This window comes from Azorhizobium doebereinerae UFLA1-100 (genome assembly GCF_000473085.1).
Taxonomy (GTDB): domain Bacteria; phylum Pseudomonadota; class Alphaproteobacteria; order Rhizobiales; family Xanthobacteraceae; genus Azorhizobium; species Azorhizobium doebereinerae.
The window spans coordinates 21587-44135 of the sequence record NZ_AXBA01000002.1 but is presented as its reverse complement, the minus strand read 5'-3'; the positions used below and the strand labels follow the sequence as shown (position 1 = coordinate 44135).

The 22549-nt window shown below is 65.6% G+C and carries 34 protein-coding genes; 20 read left to right on the top strand and 14 right to left on the bottom strand.

Features of this window, described 5'->3' with window-relative positions; all coding sequences use genetic code 11:
• Nucleotides 1-104 precede the first annotated feature (104 nt).
• Both YU1_RS0102650 and YU1_RS0102645 read right to left on the bottom strand, forming a co-directional pair.
• Nucleotides 105-773, bottom strand: coding sequence for a hypothetical protein (locus YU1_RS0102650; RefSeq protein ID WP_156921926.1), 669 nt, complete (start codon nucleotides 771-773; stop codon nucleotides 105-107).
• A gap of 63 nt (nucleotides 774-836) precedes the next feature.
• Nucleotides 837-1073 (bottom strand): hypothetical protein, encoded by a 237-nt coding sequence (locus YU1_RS0102645; protein ID WP_029002755.1) that lies wholly within the window; start codon nucleotides 1071-1073, stop codon nucleotides 837-839.
• A gap of 53 nt (nucleotides 1074-1126) precedes the next feature.
• On the opposite strand from YU1_RS0102645, the gene YU1_RS27580 reads away from it, so the two are divergent.
• The 13 genes from YU1_RS27580 (at nucleotide 1127) to YU1_RS0102575 (ending at nucleotide 9371) form a co-directional block, all read left to right on the top strand.
• Entirely contained in the window at nucleotides 1127-1480 is a 354-nt protein-coding gene (locus YU1_RS27580) for a hypothetical protein (protein WP_051356391.1), read from the top strand.
• Nucleotides 1471-3177, top strand: coding sequence for an SNF2-related protein (locus tag YU1_RS0102635; protein ID WP_051356390.1), 1707 nt, complete (start codon nucleotides 1471-1473; stop codon nucleotides 3175-3177). The genes YU1_RS27580 and YU1_RS0102635 overlap by 10 nt, the downstream gene beginning before the upstream one ends.
• A complete protein-coding gene (locus YU1_RS0102630) occupies nucleotides 3174-3641 on the top strand; it encodes a hypothetical protein (RefSeq protein ID WP_029002753.1) in 468 nt (155 codons plus the stop codon). Before YU1_RS0102635 ends, YU1_RS0102630 begins: the two co-directional genes overlap by 4 nt.
• Nucleotides 3642-3658: 17 nt before the next feature.
• Nucleotides 3659-3877: a hypothetical protein gene (locus tag YU1_RS0102625; protein ID WP_029002752.1), complete on the top strand. Its 219-nt coding sequence runs from the start codon at nucleotides 3659-3661 to the stop codon at nucleotides 3875-3877.
• Nucleotides 3874-4986: a DUF7146 domain-containing protein gene (locus tag YU1_RS31710; protein ID WP_029002751.1), complete on the top strand. Its 1113-nt coding sequence runs from the start codon at nucleotides 3874-3876 to the stop codon at nucleotides 4984-4986. Before YU1_RS0102625 ends, YU1_RS31710 begins: the two co-directional genes overlap by 4 nt.
• Entirely contained in the window at nucleotides 4973-6331 is a 1359-nt protein-coding gene (locus YU1_RS0102615) for a replicative DNA helicase (RefSeq protein ID WP_029002750.1), read from the top strand. Before YU1_RS31710 ends, YU1_RS0102615 begins: the two co-directional genes overlap by 14 nt.
• Nucleotide 6332: 1 nt before the next feature.
• Nucleotides 6333-7394 carry a hypothetical protein gene (locus YU1_RS0102610; RefSeq protein WP_029002749.1) on the top strand — a complete coding sequence of 354 codons (1062 nt, stop codon included), beginning with the start codon at nucleotides 6333-6335 and terminating at the stop codon, nucleotides 7392-7394.
• A 189-nt stretch (nucleotides 7395-7583) separates the two neighbouring features.
• Complete coding sequence (locus YU1_RS0102605) at nucleotides 7584-7874, top strand: hypothetical protein (protein WP_029002748.1); 291 nt, start codon at nucleotides 7584-7586, stop codon at nucleotides 7872-7874.
• A gap of 91 nt (nucleotides 7875-7965) precedes the next feature.
• Nucleotides 7966-8109 (top strand): hypothetical protein, encoded by a 144-nt coding sequence (locus YU1_RS33315; RefSeq protein ID WP_156921925.1) that lies wholly within the window; start codon nucleotides 7966-7968, stop codon nucleotides 8107-8109.
• A 65-nt stretch (nucleotides 8110-8174) separates the two neighbouring features.
• Entirely contained in the window at nucleotides 8175-8315 is a 141-nt protein-coding gene (locus YU1_RS0102595) for a hypothetical protein (RefSeq protein WP_245263211.1), read from the top strand.
• A gap of 49 nt (nucleotides 8316-8364) precedes the next feature.
• On the top strand, nucleotides 8365-8532 hold the full coding sequence (locus YU1_RS33310; protein ID WP_156921924.1) for a hypothetical protein: 168 nt from the start codon (nucleotides 8365-8367) through the stop codon (nucleotides 8530-8532).
• A 378-nt stretch (nucleotides 8533-8910) separates the two neighbouring features.
• Nucleotides 8911-9159: a hypothetical protein gene (locus tag YU1_RS0102580; RefSeq protein ID WP_029002745.1), complete on the top strand. Its 249-nt coding sequence runs from the start codon at nucleotides 8911-8913 to the stop codon at nucleotides 9157-9159.
• The gene (locus YU1_RS0102575; RefSeq protein ID WP_029002744.1) at nucleotides 9156-9371 is read left to right on the top strand and encodes a hypothetical protein; all 216 of its coding nucleotides are present in this window, start codon (nucleotides 9156-9158) and stop codon (nucleotides 9369-9371) included. The genes YU1_RS0102580 and YU1_RS0102575 overlap by 4 nt, the downstream gene beginning before the upstream one ends.
• Before the next feature lie 61 nt (nucleotides 9372-9432).
• Here the strand turns inward: YU1_RS0102575 and YU1_RS0102570 are convergent, their stop codons facing one another.
• The 12 genes from YU1_RS0102570 to YU1_RS33305 form a co-directional block, all read right to left on the bottom strand.
• Nucleotides 9433-9753: a hypothetical protein gene (locus YU1_RS0102570; RefSeq protein ID WP_029002743.1), complete on the bottom strand. Its 321-nt coding sequence runs from the start codon at nucleotides 9751-9753 to the stop codon at nucleotides 9433-9435.
• Nucleotides 9754-9755: 2 nt separating this feature from the next.
• A complete protein-coding gene (locus YU1_RS0102565; protein WP_029002742.1) occupies nucleotides 9756-10211 on the bottom strand; it encodes a hypothetical protein in 456 nt (151 codons plus the stop codon).
• Nucleotides 10208-10606 carry a hypothetical protein gene (locus YU1_RS0102560; RefSeq protein ID WP_029002741.1) on the bottom strand — a complete coding sequence of 133 codons (399 nt, stop codon included), beginning with the start codon at nucleotides 10604-10606 and terminating at the stop codon, nucleotides 10208-10210. Before YU1_RS0102560 ends, YU1_RS0102565 begins: the two co-directional genes overlap by 4 nt.
• Nucleotides 10603-11037, bottom strand: a complete 435-nt coding sequence (locus YU1_RS27570; RefSeq protein ID WP_051356389.1) for a hypothetical protein — start codon at nucleotides 11035-11037, stop codon at nucleotides 10603-10605. The genes YU1_RS0102560 and YU1_RS27570 overlap by 4 nt, the downstream gene beginning before the upstream one ends.
• Nucleotides 11038-11247: 210 nt before the next feature.
• Nucleotides 11248-11505, bottom strand: a complete 258-nt coding sequence (locus tag YU1_RS0102550) for a transcriptional regulator (RefSeq protein ID WP_029002740.1) — start codon at nucleotides 11503-11505, stop codon at nucleotides 11248-11250.
• Nucleotides 11506-11877: 372 nt separating this feature from the next.
• Nucleotides 11878-12369, bottom strand: a complete 492-nt coding sequence (locus YU1_RS0102540; protein WP_029002739.1) for a hypothetical protein — start codon at nucleotides 12367-12369, stop codon at nucleotides 11878-11880.
• A complete protein-coding gene (locus YU1_RS31705; protein ID WP_051356388.1) occupies nucleotides 12366-12938 on the bottom strand; it encodes a hypothetical protein in 573 nt (190 codons plus the stop codon). Before YU1_RS31705 ends, YU1_RS0102540 begins: the two co-directional genes overlap by 4 nt.
• Entirely contained in the window at nucleotides 12935-13792 is an 858-nt protein-coding gene (locus YU1_RS0102530) for a hypothetical protein (RefSeq protein WP_029002738.1), read from the bottom strand. Before YU1_RS0102530 ends, YU1_RS31705 begins: the two co-directional genes overlap by 4 nt.
• 58 nt (nucleotides 13793-13850) lie before the next feature.
• Nucleotides 13851-14153 (bottom strand): hypothetical protein, encoded by a 303-nt coding sequence (locus YU1_RS0102525; RefSeq protein ID WP_029002737.1) that lies wholly within the window; start codon nucleotides 14151-14153, stop codon nucleotides 13851-13853.
• Between the two features lie 4 nt (nucleotides 14154-14157).
• Nucleotides 14158-15159, bottom strand: a complete 1002-nt coding sequence (locus YU1_RS0102520; protein WP_035713483.1) for a hypothetical protein — start codon at nucleotides 15157-15159, stop codon at nucleotides 14158-14160.
• Nucleotides 15156-15509 (bottom strand): hypothetical protein, encoded by a 354-nt coding sequence (locus tag YU1_RS0102515; protein WP_029002735.1) that lies wholly within the window; start codon nucleotides 15507-15509, stop codon nucleotides 15156-15158. The genes YU1_RS0102520 and YU1_RS0102515 overlap by 4 nt, the downstream gene beginning before the upstream one ends.
• A gap of 110 nt (nucleotides 15510-15619) precedes the next feature.
• Nucleotides 15620-15763, bottom strand: coding sequence for a hypothetical protein (locus tag YU1_RS33305; protein ID WP_156921923.1), 144 nt, complete (start codon nucleotides 15761-15763; stop codon nucleotides 15620-15622).
• A 312-nt stretch (nucleotides 15764-16075) separates the two neighbouring features.
• Here YU1_RS33305 and YU1_RS0102505 point away from each other — a divergent pair, with 312 nt between their 5' ends.
• The 7 genes from YU1_RS0102505 to YU1_RS0102480 are packed head-to-tail and all read left to right on the top strand — an operon-like array spanning nucleotide 16076 to nucleotide 22547.
• Complete coding sequence (locus YU1_RS0102505) at nucleotides 16076-16651, top strand: hypothetical protein (RefSeq protein WP_156921922.1); 576 nt, start codon at nucleotides 16076-16078, stop codon at nucleotides 16649-16651.
• Nucleotides 16651-16857, top strand: coding sequence for a hypothetical protein (locus tag YU1_RS34815; RefSeq protein ID WP_342446981.1), 207 nt, complete (start codon nucleotides 16651-16653; stop codon nucleotides 16855-16857). Before YU1_RS0102505 ends, YU1_RS34815 begins: the two co-directional genes overlap by 1 nt.
• Before the next feature lie 18 nt (nucleotides 16858-16875).
• Nucleotides 16876-18372, top strand: a complete 1497-nt coding sequence (locus YU1_RS27560) for a terminase TerL endonuclease subunit (RefSeq protein WP_342446980.1) — start codon at nucleotides 16876-16878, stop codon at nucleotides 18370-18372.
• 14 nt (nucleotides 18373-18386) lie between these two features.
• A complete protein-coding gene (locus YU1_RS27555) occupies nucleotides 18387-19718 on the top strand; it encodes a phage portal protein (RefSeq protein ID WP_084539614.1) in 1332 nt (443 codons plus the stop codon).
• Between the two features lie 11 nt (nucleotides 19719-19729).
• Nucleotides 19730-20653: a head maturation protease, ClpP-related gene (locus tag YU1_RS0102490; protein WP_084539613.1), complete on the top strand. Its 924-nt coding sequence runs from the start codon at nucleotides 19730-19732 to the stop codon at nucleotides 20651-20653.
• Nucleotides 20654-20678: 25 nt separating this feature from the next.
• Entirely contained in the window at nucleotides 20679-22100 is a 1422-nt protein-coding gene (locus YU1_RS0102485) for a phage major capsid protein (RefSeq protein WP_084539612.1), read from the top strand.
• A gap of 54 nt (nucleotides 22101-22154) precedes the next feature.
• Nucleotides 22155-22547, top strand: a complete 393-nt coding sequence (locus YU1_RS0102480; RefSeq protein WP_029002731.1) for a hypothetical protein — start codon at nucleotides 22155-22157, stop codon at nucleotides 22545-22547.
• Nucleotides 22548-22549: the final 2 nt, after the last annotated feature.

The following is a 22549-nucleotide window of genomic DNA, read 5'->3' as shown; positions in this document are numbered from 1 at the left end:
CAGATCTGCCGTCCGTCGGTGCGACCGAGATCGCCGCTATCATGGCGGCAATCGCGTGGTGTAGGCGGATGTCTGCGCAGGGGAATGTCTACGAATTTGACAAGCTATTGCATCTTCTTTCGCCGGCCTCTGCGTTGACGCAGGATGTCGCCCGAGAATACCTGCCATGGTCTACGAGAGCGCCGCTTGGCACCGATCTCGTCCAGTTCCCGGTCGCACAGCGATTTGATCTGCCTCAGGTTGTCGATGATGGGCTTCCAGGTTCTGGCGACGTCCGCAACGGGATGGCGGTGATATCGCGTATCTTCGACTTGCCGCGGAATCAATCCGATCGCGCCGACGACGTCTATAAGACGAATTTGAATATCGTCTCCAACTCGCCAAAAACTATCACCTTCAATGGCTGCGATCATAGCACTGAGATCGACTTGAAAGTAAATCAGGTCGCTCTGATCAAAGCTGGACACGTTATCTTTGTGCTTTTCATAAACGTCGTTCATGTGCCGGATGTAGGTGGTAAGGACCTTGTCCACCGCCCTGAGTGCCAAAGCCTTTCGGGCCGTCGCCTCATCAGCATTAGCCTTCACCTCGACCATAGCGGCGTGGAAAGCCATGTATCCGGCCGCGAGCGTCAGGATGCCTCCGACAAGTCCTCCGGCAACGCCGCCGGCAAACCCGATCCATGGCTCTCCGAAGCCGTTGAGCCAAAGGGCGAAGCCAACGACCAAACAGGCCGCGACCGCGCCAGACAGCGCGCCCACAGCAATTGTCATGCGCATAATCGATTGCCCCCCCACGTACCACGCGCGCCCGTTCGCAGGGGCCCAGCAAAGACCCTACCACCAGCGCTTCCATTCGGCATGGCGTGCCTGCCAGACGCGCCATGCCGCAAGGCCGGCCTCGAGCGGGACGGGGATCTCCTCGCCGTCATCGGTGCGGTGCCCGGCCTCGATCTGTGCGGCCACCACGGGCCAGAACTTCTCGACCGCCAGGGCGAGCGCCGCCCCGGACCAGTTCGCCTGAAGTTCCCGCTCGCACACCGCTCGGGCGATGGCTTCAACGTTGCTGCACATGCCTGCCAGGATAGCACGACTTCCGGCGCGCCGATGAACCTCGGGGGCGCGTCGTGAGCCATATCGGCATCATCGTGGAGCTCCTCCGTCGCCGTCGTATTGACCTCACGGACGAGAAGCGGACGCAGGCCGATATCGAGCAGATCCTCGTGGAGTCAGCCATCCCGTTTGAGCGCGAGAAGCGCTTGGCGCCGGGAGATATCGTGGATTTCCTCGTGGCAGGCGGCCTCGCCATTGAGGTGAAGACAGGCGGGTCGAAGGCTTCGATCTATCGCCAACTCCTGCGGTATGCCAGCCATGAGGCGGTCACCGCGATGCTCCTCGTCTCGAATGTGCCCATGACGCTGCCGCCGCTAATCAACGGCAAGCGCGCGGCGGTCGCATCGCTGGGGGCCGCATGGATCTGATCCGCACCGTTCCTGCTCTGCGCCCGGTCGGCAAGCTGCGTCTCGAGGGCCGGACCTGGGTCATCGACGAATTGGAGCCGCACGTCTGCATCCGCCTGAAGCAGATCTTCCCGCGAATCCCCAAGACATCGACGTCGCCCTTCAAGCTCGGACACGACGCCGCGACTTGCGCGGACCTGGAGTGGTTCACCAGCCGCTATAGCTTCACCATCAGCGACACGGACCTTGGCGAGCTCAAGGGTGGGCGGTCGCTGTTCGAACGCAGTGCGGCGGAGATGGAACGCATCTTCCTGCCAACATGGACGCCGCCCGCGGTGGCCGCCGGGCTGAAGCCGGGCCAGGACGGCCGGCGCTACCAGCACGAGGCGGTGGAGATGTGGTACCGCCGCGGCTCGTTGCTGCTCGGCGACGTCGGCGGACTTGGGAAGACCTATGTCGGCGGCCTCGCCTGCCTGCGGCCCCGCGCTCTGCCGGCGGCGATCGTGGTTGAGGCCCATCTCCAGCGCCAGTGGAAGGAAAAGCTGGAGGCGTTCACCACGCTGCGCTGCTACAGCGTCAGGGGCACCATGCCGGACCGCGAGCGCCTGCCCGGCGGCGACGTCTACATCTTCCGCTATTCGCAGATCCGAGGGTGGGCCGACGTGTTTGCGCAGATGCGCATTCCGACGGCCATCTTCGACGAGATCCAGAAGTTGCGCACCGGCGAGCAGTCGGACATGGGTGCCGCCGCCAAGGTGCTCGCCGACAATGCGACACGCCGCCTTGGCCTCACCGGCTCGCCGATCTATGGCTACGGCATCGAGATCTATGACGTCCTGAAGTTCATCGACCCCAACGTCCTGGGTGATCGTTACGATTTCATCCGAGAATGGGCGCCTGACGGCAGGCACCTGAAGGACCCGAAGGCGCTTGGCACCTATCTCCGGGAGCAGCATGTCTACCTGCGCCGGACCAAGGCCGACGTCGGGCAGCAGATGCCGCCGGTCAACCGCATCATCCACACCGTCGAGCACAATCAGAAAGACCTCGACGCGGTGGAGCAGATCGCGCGCCAGCTCGCCATCACTGCGACATCCGGCTCGTTCACCGAGCGCGGCGAGGCCGTGCGCGAACTCGACTGGCGGCTGCGGGAGGCTACCGGCATCTCCAAGGCGCGCAGCGCAGCGGGCTACGTCCGGCTGCTGTTGGAGAACGATCAGCCGGTGCTGCTCGCGGGCTGGCACCGCGAAGTCTATTCGATATGGCTGGAGGAACTGAAGGACTTCAACCCGGTCATGTACACCGGATCGGAGTCCCCGGCGGCCAAGGACCGAGCGAAGAAGGCTGCGATGAACGGGGACACCAACCTCATGATCATCAGCCTGCGATCCGGGGCCGGCCTGGATGGTCTCCAGTATCGCTTCAGCGACCTGGTGGTGGGCGAATTGGATTGGTCGCCTGGCGTGCATCAGCAACTCATCTGGCGCCTTGATCGCGAGGGCCAGGAAAATCCGGTATCGGCCCACTTCCTGGTGAGCGAAGACGGCTCCGACCCGGTGGTGATCTCCCGCCTCGGCATCAAGTCGAGCGAGCAGCATGGCGTGAACGATCCGCACCTCGCCCCGGAGCCCGTCCACACCGACGTCAGCAACCTCGTGGCGCTGGCGCAGCGCTATCTCGAAAAGGGAGCCCGGCAGAACCGGGGCGCAGCAGAGTGATCCAGTTGACCGACAGAGAAATAATTGAGCTCACGCTCCCGCCACAGATCTTCCTCGGCGTGGTGATGAACGGCGTCGATCCATCCAAGGAATCGATGGCCGCTGTGGAGTTGCTGATCGACGCCACGGCCGAGATACTCGAACCCTATCCGAGGCCGGTTCGCAAGAAGTTGTTGCGTCGTTCAAAGCGCGCTCACGACGACGCAACAGCGCCATACCGAGAGCCGGGGCAGCCAGTGGCGCTTCTGGGCCTGGTCTCCTTCTACTGGTTGCAGGCCCTGGTCGATCAGCGGTTCTTCGTGGTGCCCGAGCACTCGACCCTCCAGCGTGGTCTCGACCTGGTGCTGCCGGCGCTCTCGCCCGCGGCCAGGGATGCTGAGTTTGACGCGCTCGCCCACGCGGAGGTGCCGAACTCCCTGCGCCGCCTCCAGGCGCTCGGCTATTTCCGGGGCGTCCGGGCGTGAACGGGCGACTGCTCGCAATGGACGAGGTTGCGGCGCGGCTGCGGCGCGGCGACTTCATCCACATGGAGTTTGTGGATGGAGCGCGCCAGTGGTGGTTCGAGGGGCCGTATGAGGTGGTGGAGGACATGGTCATTCAGCTGTTGACCGCGGGCCCGCCGGCCGTCCGGCTGGTCGAGGCCGGAGATTGCCTTTTCGGGATGAGCAGCAACTCGCAGACGTGGAAGGCTGCCCCGTGAGAGACGACGCAGATGAGATCAGCGACCGGCTGGCCGCCGATATCAAGGCGGTCCTCAACAAACTCAAGCCTGGCTGGCGGGAGGTGCGCGGTCGCGGATACCTGACGCCGAAGGAGAAGGATCTTGGCTCGTTCCAGGTGCATATCTCCGGTGCGAAGCAGGGCCAGTGGTACCGGCATTCCCGGAAGATCGGCGGAGGCGTCATCAAGTTGGTGGCCTACCTGTTGTCGGGCAACGAAAGTCCGTCGAAGGAGGACTTCAAGGACGCGTTCCAGTGGGCGCGCCGCCATCTCGGGATGACCCAGGAGGCGGAGACGGAAGAGGCCAGCCAGCGCCGACAGGAGGCGGCCCGCCGACACCAAGCCGATCGGGAGCGTGCCCAGCGGCGGGATGAAGCGGTCCGCCGGCGCAAGGCTGAGACCGCGCAGGAGGTTTGGGCGCAGTGCCTCCCCATCGCTGGCACCCTCGCCGAGAAATATCTCAACCTGCGCGGAATCCCGACCCCGCCCTGTGGGTGGCCTGACGTCCTCGGTTTCCACGACAGGCTGGAATGGGAGCTCGGGTCCGTTTGGGAGGACAAGCGCAAGGTGCAGGACGGGCCCTATTTCCCCTGTCTTGTGGGCCGGGTTCAGGATGCGGTCGGCGACACGGTCGCGGTGTGGCGCGTGTTCCTCGACCCGCTGACCGGCGGCAAGGCGCCCGTGGACAACCCCAAGGTGGGGATGGGGCCGGCGGGCGGCGGCGCGGTGCGGATCGGCGGCCTTGGCCCGGAGATCGGCGGGGGAGAGGGCATGGAGTCTTCCCTCGCGGCGTGGACGATCGAAGGCTACCGATTTCCGATCTGGGCTACCCTCTCAACTTCCGGGATGATCGGGTTTGAGCCGCCGATGGAGGTGAAGCGCATCCGCATCTATCCCGACGGGGATCTGCCGCAAGAACAAAACGGGATGATCCGTGCGCCTCCTGGCCTGGAGGCGGCCCGGAAACTGCGGGACCGGATGATCCTGGCAGGGGTGCCGACCGGCATCGAAGAGCCGCCCTTCAACGCTGATTTCCTCGACGTCCTGAACAGCCTGACGAAAAAAGAAGACAGCCATGGCCAAGCGTGAGTCCACCCTGGTGAATATCCCAGCCGAGAAAGCTGTCATCGGCGCAGTCTTGCGATCTGAGTCCGCCTACTGGCAAGTCGCCGACCTGTTGCGGGCGGATCAGTTCTACCAGCCGATCCACCAGCAGATATATGGCGTGGTCCGGGACATTTGCGAGGAGGGCAAGAAGCTCTCGCATCCCCTCGTGGTGAGCCGGCTGCCGGAAGAGGATGAGGAAGGCAACTCGCTCGCCTCCTATCTTGCCGTGCTGCTCAAGAATGCCGACGAGGTTGGCAGCCCGCTGGACTTCGCCGGCGACGTGGCCGATATGGCAGCGCGGCGGACGCTGGTCCAGATAGCCGACTGGATGAGCAAGCAGGCCCGATCATTTGACAAGAGCCCGACGGACATTGCGGCGGAGGCTGAGTCCGGTCTCAACGACGTGATGCACGCGGCCGCCCCTCGCCGGCCGCGCCGCCTCAACGACATCGTCCACAATGTGCTGACGGCATCGAACTCGGCGCGCGACGGAGGGTCGCTCCCCGGGTTCGGCACGGGCCTGCTCTCCGTCGACGAGATCCTCGGCCGCATCCTCCCTGGTGATCTCGGCTTCATTCTGGGCAGCCAGGGCGACGGCAAGTCGGCCCTCGCATCGCAGATTGGGGTGCACGCTTCGCTGAGCCGGCCGGTGCTGATGTTCCAGTTCGAGATGACCGATGAGGTCCAGGCCGCAAGAGAGATATCCGCGGCGTCGGGCATATCCGTTGGCGACCTGCAGGAGGGGGCATTCGACTTCGCCCAGCGGGATAGCCTCGTGGTGGCCGAGCAGAACCTGAAGGCGCACGACTTCTATATCTACGACCAGCCGAAACAGACTATACGGCAGATCCGAGCCCACTGCCTGGCTATGAAGCGAACATCAGGGTTGGGCATGGTGATCATCGACCAACTGGACAAGATCAAGCCGCAGGGCCGGCACAAAGATCGGTTCGAGAAGATGGCGGAGCTAACGGGCGATCTGAAGGACCTTGCGAAGGACCTCAGGGTTCCGGTGGTTGTGCTGGCGCAACGCACCCGAGGGGCGCAGCGTCGCGACGATCCGACACCGCATATATTGGACGCCGATGCGCCGAGCATCGAGCGTGACGCGGACTGGGTCCTGGCGGTTTGGCGAGAGGAGAGCTGGCTCCGGCAGAACCGGCCCGATCAGCGGCAGGGCGGCGCGAAGGAGGACGAGTGGCTGGCCAAGCTGCGTCGGGCGGCGAATACCGCGAAGGTGATCGTGCTGAAGCGCCGGCGCGGCAAGGCGAATGAGGAACGCGAGTTGGCGTGGGACGGCCGCGTGACACGTTTTCGGGAGCAGTGAGATGGCGAAGCTGACGATCGCACAAGACCTGATCGACGAGGCGAGGGCCGCCCGCTGTGAGGCCGATGCAGCCCGGGCCGAGCGCAAGCTCCAGGCGCAGATGATCAATATGCAGCGAACGTCCGCCCGCGCAAGGGCCGCCTACGAACTGGATGTCGAGCGAGCCGCAAAGCGCGAGGCGGACAGGCAGCAGATGTACGACGATGTCCGGGCGGTGCTCGAGCATGAGGCCGGCAAGGAAACGGCAGGCGCACTGGCGATCCGCGAGAGGATTAAGCGGCAGGCCCGGGCCAGCGAGCAGGCACGGAAGGCTGGAGATCCGCTCAACCTCACCAAGCACACCAAGGGAGCCCGCAAGCCCCCCCGGGTGGACCACAACATCGTCCTGACCGAGGTCAAGGATCCGAACGATAGCGGCCGTGTCGTCGTAGCCAAGAACTTCGGCGAGTCCATCGTGACGCGTTGGTTTCGGAGTGGGATGATCGACGCGGACGAAATGGCCGCGGCGGAGTGGTTCAGGGCCAGGTATGAGGCCGCTAACATCGGCACGATCAAGGCCCAGGACTTCGGCAAGCCGGTCACCGATGGCGGGTTGCCTTCGTCGACCATGAGCGACGCAGCGCTGATGGCGGCGGCGGACGTGGCCGGAGCAGCCGATGCGGTCCGCGCGGCCGCCGGCATGCGAGCATACCTGGTGATGGAAGACCTGGTGGGCAAAGGCGCGCCACTGAAGGACGTGGCGCCGAAGTGGTCGACGCTGAAATATAAGATCGCTGACGGCTATATCATCGGCATCACGAAGGATGCGCTCGAGGCAATCGCCAAATGGAGGGGGCTGGTCGCGGCGCCGATGCCGAAGATGAAGAAGCAGGTTGATGGGCGCGGGAGCAAGGTCGTCGCGCCGGCTATTCTCGTCAGCCATGATCCCGTCGCACCGCCGATCATAACGGAAATTGATAAATTCGGACAAGTAGTTGAGACGAAGTTGTCACGTGATCTCAGGGCAGAGTCCGAGCGCCGGAGGGAGCAGAGGTTGAAAAATGTTCCGGTCTCATCGCGGTGAGTGCTTGACGCAGAATCCGATGGTCGGCATAAATATGGACGATTCGAGAAGAGCGCCCGGCCGGAGACGGCTCGGGCGCTATCCATTTCAGGCCCCGATTTGCCTCCGGCTGAATGATCAAAAAGTGGCCGTAAATGGCGAGGCAGTTTCGAGCGTGGACGCCAAGCAGGCAGGCGCTGAGGCCGAGTGATGACCACGATGATCGAGCGCGTTGCTGAAGCGATCTACGCCGCCGAAGAAAACCAGACGAAGCCGAAAGGCGGTGACTGGCGGCCGATGACGCTCTCCGACGAAGACGAGAAAATTCGCGGCATGTACCTCGCCTATGCTCGCGCCGCCATCATCGCGATGTGTGAGCCAACGGAGGCGATGATAGGTGCTGCCGAGCAGAGGGCCAGAGAAGTCTGTGCGCACTTGGAGATCGCACCGGGGAGCATCTGGGAAGAAATGATCGGTGCCGCGCTCGATGATCGGCGGTGACCTGACGGGCTCTCCCCCAGGCGGAGAAGTGCGGGCGGGTACTGCCTGATAGGGTGGATCTGGCCCGCCTCGGCAACCAGGGACATGAGCTATGACCACTGGCAGCGTGTGGGTTGACGGGCTCATACTGGCGAACGTCCTGCTCTTCGTCTTGTCCCTGATAGGGAACATCAACCGCCTCAACGCCCGCGTGGAAGCGCTGGAGAAGAAGCTCGGCATTCCCACGACAGACTGAGGATCACGCGCCATGCCGGCGCGGATGGTGGTCCCTTCGCGCATCTGTCTCCCCACCTCCTGGAGGTGAGCCGCCCGATCGGCAAACTGGCCGAGAAGATGGACGCGGAGTTACCCGACGGCGCTGAGAAGTCGGCTGGCCTGCGCAAGCTGCTGGAGGCCAAGGACTGCCTGGTGCGCGCCAAGCTGGAACAGCCGGAGTCCTGACGCCCAGGCGCCGCTCCGCGATCACCCACACGCAGGAAGAAGCTCCTCCATGCTTGAGACGTCCTACGTCCGCTCGTCCGATGGCTCGGTCATGCTGGAATATGCCCCTGGCATGTTCGTCTCGGCGTACATGGCCGATCTGCTGGGGCTGATTGATCCGGCGGTCGTCAAGGCCGCGGTGAAGCGGCACAGGTCCGGGGCGCGTCTCGCAGCTTGAGGTGGACCCGAGTGACCGCCCGCAGAAGCGAGCTCTACCCCACCGCCATCGGGGGATCGGCATGACGCGCGTGAAGTGCCTTCCGCCCCGGCTCGGTAGCGCATCGGTTCGGATCTCCGCACCCCCGCCGAAGCTCACCGATCCCCACTATGGCACCCAGGCCCACAAGACTTGGGCCGCAGAGGTGATCCGCCGGGCAGGCGGCGGCTGCCAGTGGCCGGGATGTGACAGGGCCCAGCCAAAGCACCGGATGTTCGCGGACCACATCGTCGAGCGGCGGGACGGCGGCGCCGAGTTCGATGTCGCCAACGGACAGTGTCTCTGCGGGGCTCACCACTCGATGAAAACCGCCGCCGAGCGTTCGAAGAGGACACGTTGATGCAGATCGGGCACGTGGATGGCGCGACGCGGATCGCCGGCGAGAGCCAGGGATACCAGGGCCTGCCCATCCGCGACGAGATCATCAACTGTAGCGTCGGCGGAGAGGGCACCCCGGCCATGATCACCGCATGGTTTCCCACACCGGATGAGATCGCCCGCATCGTCGCCGGCGCCCCGGTGCTCTCATCGATCATCGGAACCACTCATCCTCCGATCATGCTCACCGTCGGCGCCCCGCCGCGATGACCGGCGTGATCGACAAGGTCGAAGTGCTGGACATCCGAGATGGCGATACGCTGGTGCTTGGCGTCCGAGATAGGATCGACGCGGCCGCCGAAGAGAGGCTGCAGCGGGAGCTCAAGGTGTTCCTGCGCAAGCGAGGCCTGGCCGTGGAGGTGTTGGTTCTGACCGACGGTATAAGCCTGTCGGTGCTGCGCGAAGCAGCGGGGCGGACATAGGCTCGAGCGGGGGTATGACGGGCACAGGTCCGAGGAGGGGATTGGGCACCTGGGATATGTCTCAGTCTTCGGTGGGTGTGCGCCGGTTCTTGCGCAAAAGCGCCATGGACGCCCGGACCTGCGCGAGGCGCTCCGGCGCGCTGGCATAGTCTGCTTGGTAGGCCTGATAGGCGGGGTCGTCTTTCCGGCGGGCGTAGCGCTCCGGCCCGATCGCCCTTTGCCGCTCGCGCTCCCGCTCGACAAAATCGGGATCGAGCGCCTTGCGCACCGTGTACAGGCTGACGCCGAGCGTCGCCGCAATGTCCTTGCGGCCGTGCCCCTGGCTGGCCAGGCGGCGGATCTTGGCGTGCACTTTGGGATCGATTGTTGGTTTGCCGGCCATCGCTAGTCCCTCATCTCCGTCCAGGTCCAGGCCACGCACCACTCCATGTCGCCGGTCCACGACAGCGCGTCCGGCCGCAGCACGATCATCGGGTGCAGCACCGCGGCGCACCAGGGCGCAGCGGGCATGTCCGCGATGTCCACCGCAAGCTCACGGCCCATGCGGTACACCTCATCCCAAAGTCGCTCCGCGCCGCGCGAGCGCAGGGCGACCGCGAAGGTGAGGATCGGCAGGCCACTGCGGTCATCCCAAACAGTGAGCAGGAGGTGGGGGCCGTATGCGTCGCCGCTGATGGAGATGTCGGGCGGCCCGGGCACCAGGGGGATGCGCGCGCTATGCTGCGCCAAGGCCTCGGCAATCACCAGGCGCAGCGTGGAGCGAACGGCTGGCTCGACCTCTCCCGCCTCAGAGCGCCGGCGGTGCCCAGTGTTGAGCGTGATGTGCGAGATATAGGTCACGCGGGCATCCGCCTTAGCTTGCGACTGGGGCGCTTGCCGGGATTGAGGCAATCCCACAGGCAACGCCGCCACTCTCCGACGAGGCTGAGACACCCCAAGTCGTAAGGGTGCCAGCCGACCTCATGCCAGTCATCGGCCTCCCACAGGACACCCCAACGCCAGTCGGACACGATATAGCTCCGCAGCAAACCGGCACCGGGGGCGTCGACGACGACGGTTAGTACGTCTTGCCACATGCTCGCTCGCGCGACTGGAGGGTCCAAAAATCCAAACGGGCGGAGGGCGAGGACGCGCCGGGAAAGTGCCTCGATGGCGGCTATTGCTTCGGCTTCCGCCCCCGGCGGCGTCGGCCGCCAGGTCGTCGGTTGGCCGGCGACGGCGACGAGGACGGTCATTGCGCCGTCACCTTGTGGGCGGACAGGAGCAACTCGCGTGCGGGGCGGCCCTTGTTGTCGATCCAGTAGCGGGCGGCCGTATTGGCCCCGATGACCTGGAGGAGCACGGCGGCGCGCTCCTCATACTCCGCCACCTTGTCCTGCGCCTCGGCTTTAACACGCAACGTGGTGAGATACTCCATCACCTCACCCATGATCTCGGCCCGGATTGTGCGCGCCCAAGCGACTTGCTTGTCGGAGCCGGTCAGGGCGGGCAGGTCGTGCTCGACCTCGACAGCCTCGATCGCGGCCATCTTGTCCAGCTTGGCGCAGGCGGAGCAGCGGCCGGCACGCTCGGCCCAGGCGATGTATGAGTGGCGCTGGGTTTCCTTGCCCACCAACTGGCGGGTCTCGGTGTGGCCGCAAGAAAAGGTGATGTCGTACTTGGCCATGGGCCTGTCTCCTGCCCCCGTTGCCCGAGGCGCGGCGCCAGCGGCTGCTGACATGGAGGAAAATGTTACAATCCACGCGTATCGTCAATTGGCGGGGACACAAGTTCGGCGTGTTGTTCCATCGGGTCGGTTCCGTTGAAACCTCAATATTCGGACGTGGCCGCCGCAGAAATTGATCCGAGCAGGGGGCACAGATCCGAGCGGGGTGGATCAGTCGGCCGGCGCGACATGGTGCGCCCGCCCGGCCGCATTCGGATCCTCGTCGAGCATGTCGGCCGGCACCCCAAAGCGGATGAACATGACCAGCAGGCGTGACTGGGCTGGCGTAAGGAAGCCGTCTCCGCTTTCGATGCGCCGAATCATCTTGGAGATGTTCGCCGTCTTTCCGCCCAGGCCCAGGGCGATCCCGAGTTGCGCGGTGGACAGGCCCAGGCGCTGGCGCGCTTCCTTGATCTCGTCCCCGGTCATAGCGTGGCGCCCGTCCGCTCGTTCGCATGGCGGGGCTGTCGTCTCCAACGGCGGGCCCCTCAGTGCCAGAACGATAGCACAGCGCGCGCCAAGCCCAATGCGCCGCTCCGCCGGCGCTGCGTGCCGCTCCGCATGGCCTCAATGTGCGGGGCTAACTCCCTGAGGGAGGCATAGATTCCTTCGACGCGCTGATGCGTCTCGGCGAGCTCAAGGGCGAAGGCGGATCGGTCCATCGTGCATCCTCTGGTGTGCCGGGCATAGGCGCCCGACCACGCCGCGCACCTGGTGCGGCATGAACTGGCGTCTCTGGTCCCTCGGGCACAGGCCCGAGAGGGGGGAGAAGGGTTGGCCGGACACAGGCCCGAGCGGGGGTTAAGCCTCGCGCGGTCCCTGGGTGGCCAGCGCGAAGGCTACGCGGGCGAGCGCATAGACCAGGGCCGGAATGGCGACGCCGAGGGCGGCGGCGGCATAGAGCTGCCATCCGTCCATCGGCAGGGCGAATGCCAGGGCATTGAGCGCAGCGGACATGCCCAGCGTCCCAGCAATGGCCGGCTGAGCAAAGCGCGCCACGCTGCGCCGGACGGCTTCGGTCGAAGCGCAAAGCATGGCCAGTTCCGAGGCGATGAAGCCCAGGTCGACGCCAGTGGCCATGGCCCATGATTCGGCCGGCGGCGCCTGCGTCACCAGGTGGATGCCGTGGGAGAGGTGGGACAGGGACAACCCCGTCAGCACCACGGCCACGGCCGCCGCACCGGCAGCCGCCACGCGCTGGCGATTGATCCGAGCGAGGGAGACGCGCCGCGCCGGCTTGGGCGGCACCTCGGGAGGCCGGAGCCTGCGAACGTTGGAAGCGGAGCGCGTCATGCGTAGGAACTCCAGCCGACGGGCTTCACCACCTTGACGCCGGCCACGTCCTCGACGGCGGCGGGCGTCGCGAGGCGGCAGGAGTCGATACGGATGCCGTGCGGTTGCGCAAGGCGGCGGATCGGCTCCCCGACATAGGAGCCAGGGAGGGGCACGGCCTTGCCCTGGCTCCATCCCGTGTCAATCCGTTCCTGCGCCAGCTCGCGCAGGATGACGAATTTCCCCTTGACCTCGATCACCTCGAAAAATTCGCGGTTGGTCTGCTCGTATCCCCAGCAGGTTCCGAGGACGTCCCCCGGCTTGCACGCCGGCCGGTAGGCCTTTCGTTCTTCCTGCCGCTGGCGCTTCACGGCCATCGCGGCGCGCCGGGCCTCGAACGCCGCGCGGATGGAACGCTCGCGGTCCAGCGCGCTTCGGTAGCTGTAGGCGCTCACCGGCTTGGACTGGTTGCCCACGTAGACGCAAGCGATGGGCCTGCCCCGCCGCTCGTAGACGAACGCCACGGCATCGGACAGTTTGTCGGAGACCTTGACGGCGCCGGCAGGGGTGAATCTGGCGCGCGGGCTCATGCCGCCACCTCGCCGGCACCGGCCACGACGCAGAGCGCGACCCTGGACGTTGAGCCGAGGTAGGTTCGCATGATCGCGGTCACCGGCGGGCGCGGCGGGCGCCGCATCTCCGTTTCGAGCGCACGCAGTTCAGCGAAGTCGGCGCCATCCGCCGCCGCTTCCGCGATGCGGGCCTGAATGGCCAGTTCCTTGGTGTTCGCGCCCGGGTCGAGCATGAGGCGGCGCAGGCACGCCGCGATGAAGCGCAAGCGGAGGATCTCCGCGCGCTTCTTCTCGGGCAAGTCGGCGAGCCGGGCCACCTCGGCCGCGACGTCAAACGTGCCGCCGCGAAGCTCCTTCGTCCGCTCGTTGGCGTCGCCGATGTCATAGAGAGCACCGGGCGCCTCAATGGATATGATGGCGGGCACCACCACCACCGCCCGGATTCCTTCGGGATACGCCTTCAGGAGACCGGAGCGGCACAGGACGCGGTTGCGATAGAACTCGCACGCCACGCGCGCCGCACGACCGATATTGAGCGGCTTGCGCTTGGCGGTGACGGCAGGCGCCCGCACCTCGGTCCCGTCTGCGAAGGTGAAGACGACCACGGGCGAAGGCAGGTCGCTTCGGAAGTTGCGCGGAATGGCGTGATCCTCCCACGCGGTGAATTCCGGTGCCGGTTCCGCCTCCGGTGCCGCCGGAGCCCCCTTGGCGCGCGGCGCGGGGAGCGCAGCAGCGAGCATATCGGCGACGGTGCGCCAGTCGGCGACGGGATCCAGCTTCGCCGCGTCATAGGCTGCCAGGGCGACGGTGCGGCGCTCCAAAGCGGTGCGCGCGGGGCGGGCAGTGAAGGCGTCAAGGCCGGTGTGGTGCATGATCGTGCTCCTATGGTGAGGCGGGCTGAAGCGCCCTGATCGGTTGAGGGGAAGGGGACTATCGGGCGGGTGCCCGCTGGCGCGCCGGCGCGGGCACCAGCATCGTGGTGGTGTGGCCGTAAGTGTTCGGCCCGTGGTCGTGGTAGGCCAGCCGGCCGGCGGCATGCAGCTCGTCCAGGGCGGCATGGATGCGCGGCCAGTGGCTGTTGTGGTGCCAGTCACCGAGGCCCAGGGCGGCGGAGACGGCGTGCCAATCCCAATCGATCGCCAGCAGCGGCGAGAATGAGCAGGGGTGAGCGTCTGCCTCGCACCAGCGCAGGACGGCGGAGGCATCAGGGGAGAGGGTTGCGGGAGCGCTCATGGCTTTAGGCCTCCGTGAGTTGAAGCGCGGAGACGACGCATTTCGCGGCGTGCCGGCCGGCATTATTCAGGTGTCGTTGCCAGGCACCTTCGGAAGGCGCCCAGCGGAACCCTTGACGCTTCAGTACCGCCCGCGTGGCGTCGTCCGGCTTACCGGGGAAGATGAGCTGAATGCGGGCGGCGTCGGGATTCTCGACCACCTCCAGCGCGCCGGCGCTGGTGTTGTGCCTCATCGACACCGTGCCGCGCTCCCGATTGGCCTCAATGGCGCGCAAGCGGTCCTCGAGCCGCTTGATTTCGGCGAGCTCGCCAGACAAGGCGTAGGCGGGAAAGCCGCGCCCCATCCACGACTGCGCAGGCACGACGCTGGCGCGCGCCGTCGCCTCGCGCCAGCCCGTCACGTCGACCACGGCTTGCACCATGGCTTCAACGTCATCGCCCTTCGCCGACCGAATGGCCGCGTTCGCCGCCTTCATGGCGGCGTGTAAGGCGCGGTGCTTCTCGATCTTGGCGCGGATCAGTTCGGGCGCGTCGGGGTTCGCGGCGCGGCTCGCCCCGCCGGGGACACCGTGCGGGAACGCTACGCGTTCGACTGCCTTACGGGCGGCGGCGGCATGGTCGCGGGCTGCCCGATACGCGGCATCGGCCCAACGCAGGCGCTTGGCGTTCCGGTCCACCGGGAAGCGGGAGGGCCCGACCACGAACCACGACATGCACCGCGCATCCATATTCCAGGCGCGGCGCGTCAGGTGGACATGCCAAGACGCGAACCGCTCCAGTTCCGCCGGGGCGTCCAGCGCGCCGCCGGAAGCCACCAGCGCCGCGACATAGGCGCCGAACCCGTTCAGCCTCTCAGCGAGCGCGCCCAACTCATGCCGTGCGCGTCGCTCCGGGATCTGAGACAGGGCGTCCCACGCCGTCTCAATCTGCTTGACGGTGAGGGAGAGGGAGAAGGTGCCGGCGGAGACCGTCAGCACGTCGCCCGTGAAGGTCGCGAGATCGCTCATAGCCAGCCCCTCCGCACGATGCGCCAGGACAGGCGCCACACCAGCGGAGCAGCCCAGGCGAGGCAGGGCGGCAGGGTCCATAGCGCGACGCCGTCCACCGCGTTGAAGAACTCCACGGCGCCGCCGGCCACGTGCTCATAGTCGAGAGTGCGGGGCGCGCGGCCCGGCTGCCCCTGGCGCCAGCCGCCGAAGACGATATCGGCCTCGATCACGTCCGCCGCTTCAGCTGCTGTGACGCCAAGGGCCAAGGTGACCGGCTTCCCGGTGTGCTCCAGATCACCGAACCGCAGCACGGCGCATCCGCCTGCGCTGCTGGTGGTGGCGTAGAGGCCATACAGCAAGGTCTCCATGATCTCAGGCCTCCAGGAACGCATGCTTGCGGGAGATGGCGGCGCGGCGCTCCGACCGACGAATGCGGAGGCGCGGGTTGCTGTGTCTGTCGTGTCTCATGTCCGCCCCCTCACTTCTGCCGGCGCCAGGTGGCGTGCGTGGTCACGCTGTCGAAGGCCAGGAAGCCACCGTCAGCACGGGTAATGACCACCGCCCAAGGGGCGTGACGCTTCGCGGTGGAGCGGGAGGCGCAGGGGATGAAAGTGGGTCGCATGTCACGGTCTCCTATTGAGGCGGGCTGAAATGCCCTGGTGACGCCCATATGAGGGCACGGCCGAATTCGACGGTCAAGTAGTCGACAATAAAAAATGGAAGATAAATCCCAATTCCCAACCAACTCCGGCAATAGCGCGCCGCCTCGACGGAGTTGAGATATGGCCTGCGGCGTCGACCAAGGGGGAGGGGGGCGAAAACTCCAGAAAGGCCTGGGGCCTCCACCGCGTAGGGCAGTCACTTGTAGGTTTTATTCTTGAGGCGTCGAACTGCTGCGCATCTGCGCAGGGTGCGCATTTCCGGCTGGTGATCGATGGCTCGCAGCAAGAAGATCGACTGGGCATCCATCGAACGCGAATTCCGTACTTCTTCAATGAAGGTGCGGGAAATCGCCCGGGCGCACGGCATCGCGGAGAGCTCCATCCGCCGGCGCGCCAAGCTTGATGGCTGGTCGCGCATCGCCGCCGATTTCGCGCAGGCAGATGCAGAAAAGTCGGCGTTCGGAAAGGTCGAAGAATTCAACCTGTCTGATATTCGGATACTTGCGAATACTTACAGCATCCCGGCCGTCGTTGAGGACCAGTTCGATCTATCGAAAGCTGCCCGTTCGCTCGCGTATCTGGCGCTCGTGTCGCTCGCGCACCTCACCGCCACCGCCAAGAGCGAGGCTGTGCGCCGGCAGGCCGCGCATGAACTGCTCAGCTGGGGCTTCGGCAAGCCGTTGGGCATCGCGGATGGCGACGGGGCTCCCCGGACGAGCCGCCAGCAGAAAGCAAAGTCGCTCGGCAAGAAGGAGGCGCTGGTGGAGGCGGCGAATAACCCCGACACCGCGACCGCCATGGGCAAAATGATGGCACAACGCGCGGCCGCGGTACGCCGCTCTCACTGATGTGGGACCTGTCCTGTCGGGATTGGGAGCGCCGCATCGTCGAGCGCACCACGCTGGTGCCCGATCTGCCGCTCTTTCTGGAAGAGGCAGACGCGGGCCAGGCATTCTACGACGGATTAGTGCTGCCAGACGTGCCCGACCAACCGCTTCTGCGGGATGCGTCAGGTCAGTGGTTCAGGGATATCGTCCGCGCGCTCTTCGGCTAGCGCGACCCGGCGACCAACGTGCGCCATATCCGCGAGATCTTCGCGCTGGCGCCGAAGGGCAGCAGCAAGACCAGCTACAGCGCCGCGCTTATGCTCGTGGCGCTGCTCATGAATATCCGGCCGCGGGCCGAGTTCCTGCTCGTGGCGCCGATGCAGTCGACAGCTGAGCTGGCATTCAGCCAGGCCGCCGGCATGATCGAAGCTGATCCGGTGCTGCTGAAGCGGTTTCACATTCGGGACCACATCAAGCAGATCGAGGACCGAACGAACCGCGCGAAGCTCAAGATCAAGACGTTTGACCTGAAGGTCCTCACCGGGCCCAAGCCGGTCGGCGTGCTGATCGACGAACTTCATCTGCTCGGCAAGGAAGCCAAGGCAGCAAAGGTACTGCGCCAGATCCGCGGCGGCCTGGAGAAGAACACCGAGGGCTTCCTGATCTTCACCTCGACGCAGAGCGACGAGGAGCCGACCGGCGTCTTCAAGGACGAGCTGATGATCGCTCGCATGATCCGCGACGGAAAGCGGGCCGGCCGGATGCTCCCGGTCCTCTACGAGTTCCCTGCGCGGATCGCCAAGGACGAGGACTTGTGGTCTGACCCGGCGAACTGGCCGATGGTCATGCCCAACCTGGGCCTATCGGTGCACTTGGAGAGCCTCAAGCAGGACCTTTCGGACGAGCGCGAGAAAGGCGAGCACGCCGTCAAGGTGTGGGCCTCTCAGCACCTGAACATCGAGATCGGGCTCGGTTCCAATTCTGGGGCTTGGATCGGGGCGAAGTTCTGGTTGCGTCGTGCCGACAAGGACATGGCCGAGGCTACGCCGACGGAGCGACTGCAACAACTGCTCGATCGTTGCGAGGTCGTGGTGGTCGGCGTCGACGGCGGCGGCATGGACGACCTTCTGGGAATGGCCGTGATCGGTCGCGAGAAGGACACCCGACGGTGGCTGCTGTGGAACCATGCCTGGTGCCACCGCTGCGTCTTGACCGAGCAGCGTAAGAGCATCGCGTCGAAGCTCGAGGACCTGGCGAAAGCTGGCGTGCTCACGATCATTGAGGACGACTCCGACGAGGACGTTCAAGGGGTCGCGGATATCGTCGAGCAGATCAGTCGAGCCGGACTGCTTCCGGAGGAGCGTGGCGTCGGCGTCGATCCGTCAGGCGTCAACGACATCGTCGACGAGCTGACGCTGCGCGGCTTCACGAATTCCACGGACGAGGCGGCAGGGCTGATCGTGGGCATCCGGCAGGGCTTCACCCTGCAGAACGCGATCAAGGTGACGGAGCGCCGCCTGGCGAAGGGCAGCCTGGTTCATGAGGGAAGCCCTCTGATGTCCTGGTGCGTGGGCAACGCGAAGCAGGAGCAAAAGGGCAACTCCAAAATGATCACGAAGCAGGCGGCCGGCGTGGCGAAGATTGATCCGCTCATGGCGACGTTCGATGCCGCCTCGCTCATGAACCTGAACCCCGAAGCAGTGGGCAGCGCGTATGCGACCCGCGGCTTCCTGGTCCTCTGACGGGAGCGTCGAATATGGGTCTGTTCGACATGCTCCCTTGGGCTGGCAGGGCCCGCTCGCCGGTGTCGCCCCGGGCCGAGGGAGAGATGGTATCCGTGGGCGATCTGAACGACCCGAAAATCCAGGAATTTCTCCGAAACGGGGGCTTTTCCACGGAATCCGGCGCGACGGTGAACCCGAACTCCGCGCTGAAGGTCGGGGCCGCCAATCGTTGCACGAACCTGATCTGTTCGGCAGTGAAGACGGTCCCCATCGATATCAAGCGCAGGGACGGAAAAAAGCGCATCGATGCCTCCGATCACCCCCTCTGGACGGTGCTGCGGCGGAAGCCGAACGACTGGCAAACGCCCAGCCAGTTCAAGCAGTACATGCAGCTCTGCACGTTGAACCGCGGCAACGCCTATGCCCAGATCGTGCGCGGCGCCGGCAAAAGGATCATCGCGCTGAACCCGCTCAATCCGGATCGGATGGACGTGAAGCAGGCCGATGACCTGTCCCTGAAGTTCAAATTCACCCGAGCGAATGGCGGGATCATCAACTTCGATCCCTCGGATATTCTGCACCTTCAAGGCATGAGCACCGACGGCTTCACGGGCCGATCGGTGATCGGATTCGCTCGCGAGTCCCTGGGCCTCTCGATCCAGACGGAGAAGCACGCCGCGAAGCTGTTCAAGAACGGGATCTCGCTGGGCTCGATCTTCCGCCACCCGAAGAGGTTCGCCGACAATGGCGTGGTGGAGCGCTTGAAGGCGAGCCTGGAGGAGTTCCGCGGCGCCGAGAACGCCCACAAGGCGCTCTTCCTGGAAGAAGGGATCGAGCGGGAGGGCGTCGAGATGAACTCGGTGGACGCCCAGTTCATCCAGACCCGCGAGATGACGCTCCTCGAGATCGCCATGTTCTACGGCGTACCGCCGCATCTCCTTGGCCTGACCACGAAGACGACATCCTGGGGCTCCGGCATTGAGCAGCAGAGCATCGCGTTCGTGGCCTACACGCTGCAGGACTGGTTCACGATGTGGCAGGAGGCGCTGGAACGCGACTGCATGTCGGCCCAGGACGACGCCGACCTCTACATCCGCCTGAACCCGGCCGGCTTGATCCGCGGGGACATCAAGACCCGCTATGCGGCATACGCCATCGGCCGGCAGTGGGGCTGGCTGTCGGTGAACGACGTCCGTGAGAAGGAAGACATGGACCCGGTAGAAGGCGGCGATGCCTACAACGTCCCGCTCAACATGACCTCGCTGGATGCGATGAACGTCATCAATGCCTTGGGCAATTTCGGCGGCGGCGCCGAGATGATGGCGATGCTCAACGACACGCTGCGACAGCCGCAGGCCGCCTGAGAGGGATCCACATGCTCACGAATATCCCGCGCGCGGTCGTCGGCCGCGTGAACGCCGAAGCGCGGCCGCCGCGCATCGATATCTCCAATCCCCGCGACGACATCGTCGGCACGCCGACCGTCCAGGCCCTCGCCAGGTGGCAGGCTGGCGTCCGCGCAGCCGTGGAGACCGACAACGTCGTCCGGATCTTCGGGGTGATCGGCGAGGACTGGTGGACCGGGCTCGGGAACACGGTCGGAACGGTGTCGGATCGGCTCAATGAGATCGGTGATCGCGACATCGAGGTCCACGTCAACTCGCCGGGCGGCGACGTCTTCGAGGGCATCGCGATTTACAACCTCCTCCAGTCGCACACGAAGAACGTGACGGTGAAGGTCCTGGGCTTGGCCGCCTCGGCCGCGTCGATCATCGCCATGTGCGGCGATGAGCGTCTGATCGGTGCGGGTGCATTCTTCATGATCCACAACGCGTGGGTGATGGCGATGGGCAACCGGCACGACCTGCGCGACGTTGCCGACTACCTCGAGCCGTTCGATGCGTCTCTGCGCGACATCTACGTCGCCAGGTCCAGCCAGTCGGCTTCGGACATTGAGAAATGGATGGATGAGGAGACCTTCCTCAACGCATCGCGGTCGATCGAACTGGGCTTCGCGACCGGCGGCCTGTCGAAGGATGACGTCACCGAGGACAAGGCCACCACCGAGCAGGCGCGGACAGCCAACGCGGCCCGCCAGATGGAAGCGGTCCTCACGAAGAAGGGGGGCATGACGCGCTCTTCGGCGCGCGCCCTCATGAAGGATCTGGTCAACGGCAAGCCGGGCGCTGCCGCAGGCCACGGAGGCATGCCGGGCGCTGCCACCCCGAGCCAGCCGGGCGCTGGAGACACCGAGGCCCTCCTCGCAGCCGCGTCGCTGCTGATGACCCTCAAGAACTGAAATCTATCACTTCGAGGCAAAAGCCATGACCATTCACAATCACCGCCTGCTGGGCGGAACGGCTCCGCGTGCCTTGGTTGGCGCGGTGCGCGCCGAAGGTCCCTCCATCGCTGAACTGCTGGGGCAGATCAATGCCTCGGTCTCCAGCCAGAAGGAAGAGCAGAAGTCGGCCTATGCGACCCTGACCAAGACCTTCGAGGACTTCAAGGCCGCGAACGATCAGGCCCTGGCCGACATCAAGGCCGGCAAGACCGACGTCGTGACCAACGAGAAGGTCGACCGCATCAACGCTGATATCACTGCGGCGGCCGAGAAGGTCTCCGCCGCGACCGCCAGCATCAAGGCCTTCGAGAAGGACATCGACGAACTGTCGAAGAAGATCGCCGCGATGCAGACCGGCGCGGGCACCGCGGCCAAGGCCGATCCCCGGATGGCCAACGCGCACGCCGCGGAATACTGCGAGAAGTTCTCCGCCTATTTCCGCAACGGCGAACGGGCGCTGGATGGCGGTGAGCGGGCGCTCCGCGACCTCGGCGTCAAGGCCGCGATGATGAGTTCCTCCGACACGGACGGCGGCTTCACTGTCCGCCCGGAGATGGAGACGGCCATCGACGAGACCCTCAAGGAAGTCTCGCCCATGCGCCAGATCTGCACCATCCGGCCGATCAGCGCCACCAGCTACAAGAAGCTGGTGAATCAGCACGGCACCGCGTCCGGCTGGGTGGGCGAGGGCGACAGCCGGCCGCAGACCGCCGGCGCGAACCTCTCCGAGATCGAGTTCCCGGCCATGGAACTCTACGCCATGCCGGCGGCGAGCCAGACCCTGCTGGACGACTCCTTCGTGGACATCGGCTCGTGGCTGGCGTCCGAGGTGGAGCTGGAATTCGCCGCGCAGGAAGGCAGCGCCTTCGTGGCCGGTGACGGCGTGAAGAAGCCGCGAGGGTTCATCGGCGGCTACACGCCGGTCGCCGACGCCTCGTATGCCTGGGGCAAGGTCGGCTACGTCGCCACCGGCGGCGCCGGAGACTGGGCTGCGACGGACAAGGCCAACGCCCTGATCGACCTCTACACCGCGCCCAAGACTGCCTACCAGCAGAACGGCACCTTCGTCATGAACCGCAAGACGCTCGGTGCCGTGCGGAAGCTGAAGGACGGTCAGGGCAATTACCTCGTCAACGTGTCCTTCCGGGCCGACGGCGCGGTGATGGAAGTCCTCGGGCGCCCCGTCGTCGAGATGCCCGACATGCCGGACATCGCCGCCAACTCCTACTCGATCGCCTTCGGCGACTTCCGCCGCGGCTATCTGATCGTGGACCGCGTCGGCGTGCGCGTGCTTCGCGACCCCTACACCGCCAAGCCCTATGTGCTGTTCTACACCACCAAGCGCGTCGGCGGCGGCATCCAGAATTTCGAGGCCATCAAGCTGCTGAAGTTCGCCGCGAACTGAATGGAGGCGGCCTCGCGCCGCCTCTCCTCCCCATCTTCGTGAAGGAGCGCCACCATGCGCGATATCAAGTCCTCTCAGGATGTGCAGCCGAGCCTGCACCCCGCCGCCCGCACCAACGGCACTGCCACCGGCTCGACCGTCGATCTCCAGGGCTTCAACGGCGCGATGCTGGTGTTCAGTGCCGGAGCCTGGACCGATGGCAGCCATACCCCGGCCCTGCATGAGTCCGACGACGGCACCACCTTCATCGCCGTCGGCACCGCCGATCTCCTGGGCACCCTGACCGCCGTCAGCGGCACCGCCCAGCAGAACGCGGTCCAGCGTCAGGGATACATCGGCAACAAGCGCTATCTGCGCGCGATGCAGGTGACCGCCACGGCGACGACGGGCGCGCTGACGTCCGCCGCCATCGTTCGCGGCCGGCCGAACGTGGCGCCGGTCGCCTGAGG

What these genes read in the sequence shown, in the direction of transcription:
- YU1_RS0102650 (WP_156921926.1), bottom strand. Translation starts at nt 773, where the DNA reads ATGACAATTGCTGTGGGCGCGCTGTCTGGCGCGGTCGCGGCCTGTTTG.
- YU1_RS0102645 (WP_029002755.1), bottom strand. Translation starts at nt 1,073, where the DNA reads ATGTGCAGCAACGTTGAAGCCATCGCCCGAGCGGTGTGCGAGCGGGAA.
- YU1_RS0102635 (WP_051356390.1), top strand. Translation starts at nt 1,471, where the DNA reads ATGGATCTGATCCGCACCGTTCCTGCTCTGCGCCCGGTCGGCAAGCTG.
- YU1_RS0102625 (WP_029002752.1), top strand. Translation starts at nt 3,659, where the DNA reads ATGGACGAGGTTGCGGCGCGGCTGCGGCGCGGCGACTTCATCCACATG.
- YU1_RS0102615 (WP_029002750.1), top strand. Translation starts at nt 4,973, where the DNA reads ATGGCCAAGCGTGAGTCCACCCTGGTGAATATCCCAGCCGAGAAAGCT.
- YU1_RS0102610 (WP_029002749.1), top strand. Translation starts at nt 6,333, where the DNA reads ATGGCGAAGCTGACGATCGCACAAGACCTGATCGACGAGGCGAGGGCC.
- YU1_RS0102605 (WP_029002748.1), top strand. Translation starts at nt 7,584, where the DNA reads ATGACCACGATGATCGAGCGCGTTGCTGAAGCGATCTACGCCGCCGAA.
- YU1_RS33315 (WP_156921925.1), top strand. Translation starts at nt 7,966, where the DNA reads ATGACCACTGGCAGCGTGTGGGTTGACGGGCTCATACTGGCGAACGTC.
- YU1_RS33310 (WP_156921924.1), top strand. Translation starts at nt 8,365, where the DNA reads ATGCTTGAGACGTCCTACGTCCGCTCGTCCGATGGCTCGGTCATGCTG.
- YU1_RS0102580 (WP_029002745.1), top strand. Translation starts at nt 8,911, where the DNA reads ATGCAGATCGGGCACGTGGATGGCGCGACGCGGATCGCCGGCGAGAGC.
- YU1_RS0102575 (WP_029002744.1), top strand. Translation starts at nt 9,156, where the DNA reads ATGACCGGCGTGATCGACAAGGTCGAAGTGCTGGACATCCGAGATGGC.
- YU1_RS0102570 (WP_029002743.1), bottom strand. Translation starts at nt 9,753, where the DNA reads ATGGCCGGCAAACCAACAATCGATCCCAAAGTGCACGCCAAGATCCGC.
- YU1_RS0102560 (WP_029002741.1), bottom strand. Translation starts at nt 10,606, where the DNA reads ATGACCGTCCTCGTCGCCGTCGCCGGCCAACCGACGACCTGGCGGCCG.
- YU1_RS27570 (WP_051356389.1), bottom strand. Translation starts at nt 11,037, where the DNA reads ATGGCCAAGTACGACATCACCTTTTCTTGCGGCCACACCGAGACCCGC.
- YU1_RS0102550 (WP_029002740.1), bottom strand. Translation starts at nt 11,505, where the DNA reads ATGACCGGGGACGAGATCAAGGAAGCGCGCCAGCGCCTGGGCCTGTCC.
- YU1_RS0102540 (WP_029002739.1), bottom strand. Translation starts at nt 12,369, where the DNA reads ATGACGCGCTCCGCTTCCAACGTTCGCAGGCTCCGGCCTCCCGAGGTG.
- YU1_RS31705 (WP_051356388.1), bottom strand. Translation starts at nt 12,938, where the DNA reads ATGAGCCCGCGCGCCAGATTCACCCCTGCCGGCGCCGTCAAGGTCTCC.
- YU1_RS0102530 (WP_029002738.1), bottom strand. Translation starts at nt 13,792, where the DNA reads ATGCACCACACCGGCCTTGACGCCTTCACTGCCCGCCCCGCGCGCACC.
- YU1_RS0102525 (WP_029002737.1), bottom strand. Translation starts at nt 14,153, where the DNA reads ATGAGCGCTCCCGCAACCCTCTCCCCTGATGCCTCCGCCGTCCTGCGC.
- YU1_RS0102520 (WP_035713483.1), bottom strand. Translation starts at nt 15,159, where the DNA reads ATGAGCGATCTCGCGACCTTCACGGGCGACGTGCTGACGGTCTCCGCC.
- YU1_RS0102515 (WP_029002735.1), bottom strand. Translation starts at nt 15,509, where the DNA reads ATGGAGACCTTGCTGTATGGCCTCTACGCCACCACCAGCAGCGCAGGC.
- YU1_RS33305 (WP_156921923.1), bottom strand. Translation starts at nt 15,763, where the DNA reads ATGCGACCCACTTTCATCCCCTGCGCCTCCCGCTCCACCGCGAAGCGT.
- YU1_RS0102505 (WP_156921922.1), top strand. Translation starts at nt 16,076, where the DNA reads ATGGCTCGCAGCAAGAAGATCGACTGGGCATCCATCGAACGCGAATTC.
- YU1_RS34815 (WP_342446981.1), top strand. Translation starts at nt 16,651, where the DNA reads ATGTGGGACCTGTCCTGTCGGGATTGGGAGCGCCGCATCGTCGAGCGC.
- YU1_RS27555 (WP_084539614.1), top strand. Translation starts at nt 18,387, where the DNA reads ATGGGTCTGTTCGACATGCTCCCTTGGGCTGGCAGGGCCCGCTCGCCG.
- YU1_RS0102490 (WP_084539613.1), top strand. Translation starts at nt 19,730, where the DNA reads ATGCTCACGAATATCCCGCGCGCGGTCGTCGGCCGCGTGAACGCCGAA.
- YU1_RS0102485 (WP_084539612.1), top strand. Translation starts at nt 20,679, where the DNA reads ATGACCATTCACAATCACCGCCTGCTGGGCGGAACGGCTCCGCGTGCC.
- YU1_RS0102480 (WP_029002731.1), top strand. Translation starts at nt 22,155, where the DNA reads ATGCGCGATATCAAGTCCTCTCAGGATGTGCAGCCGAGCCTGCACCCC.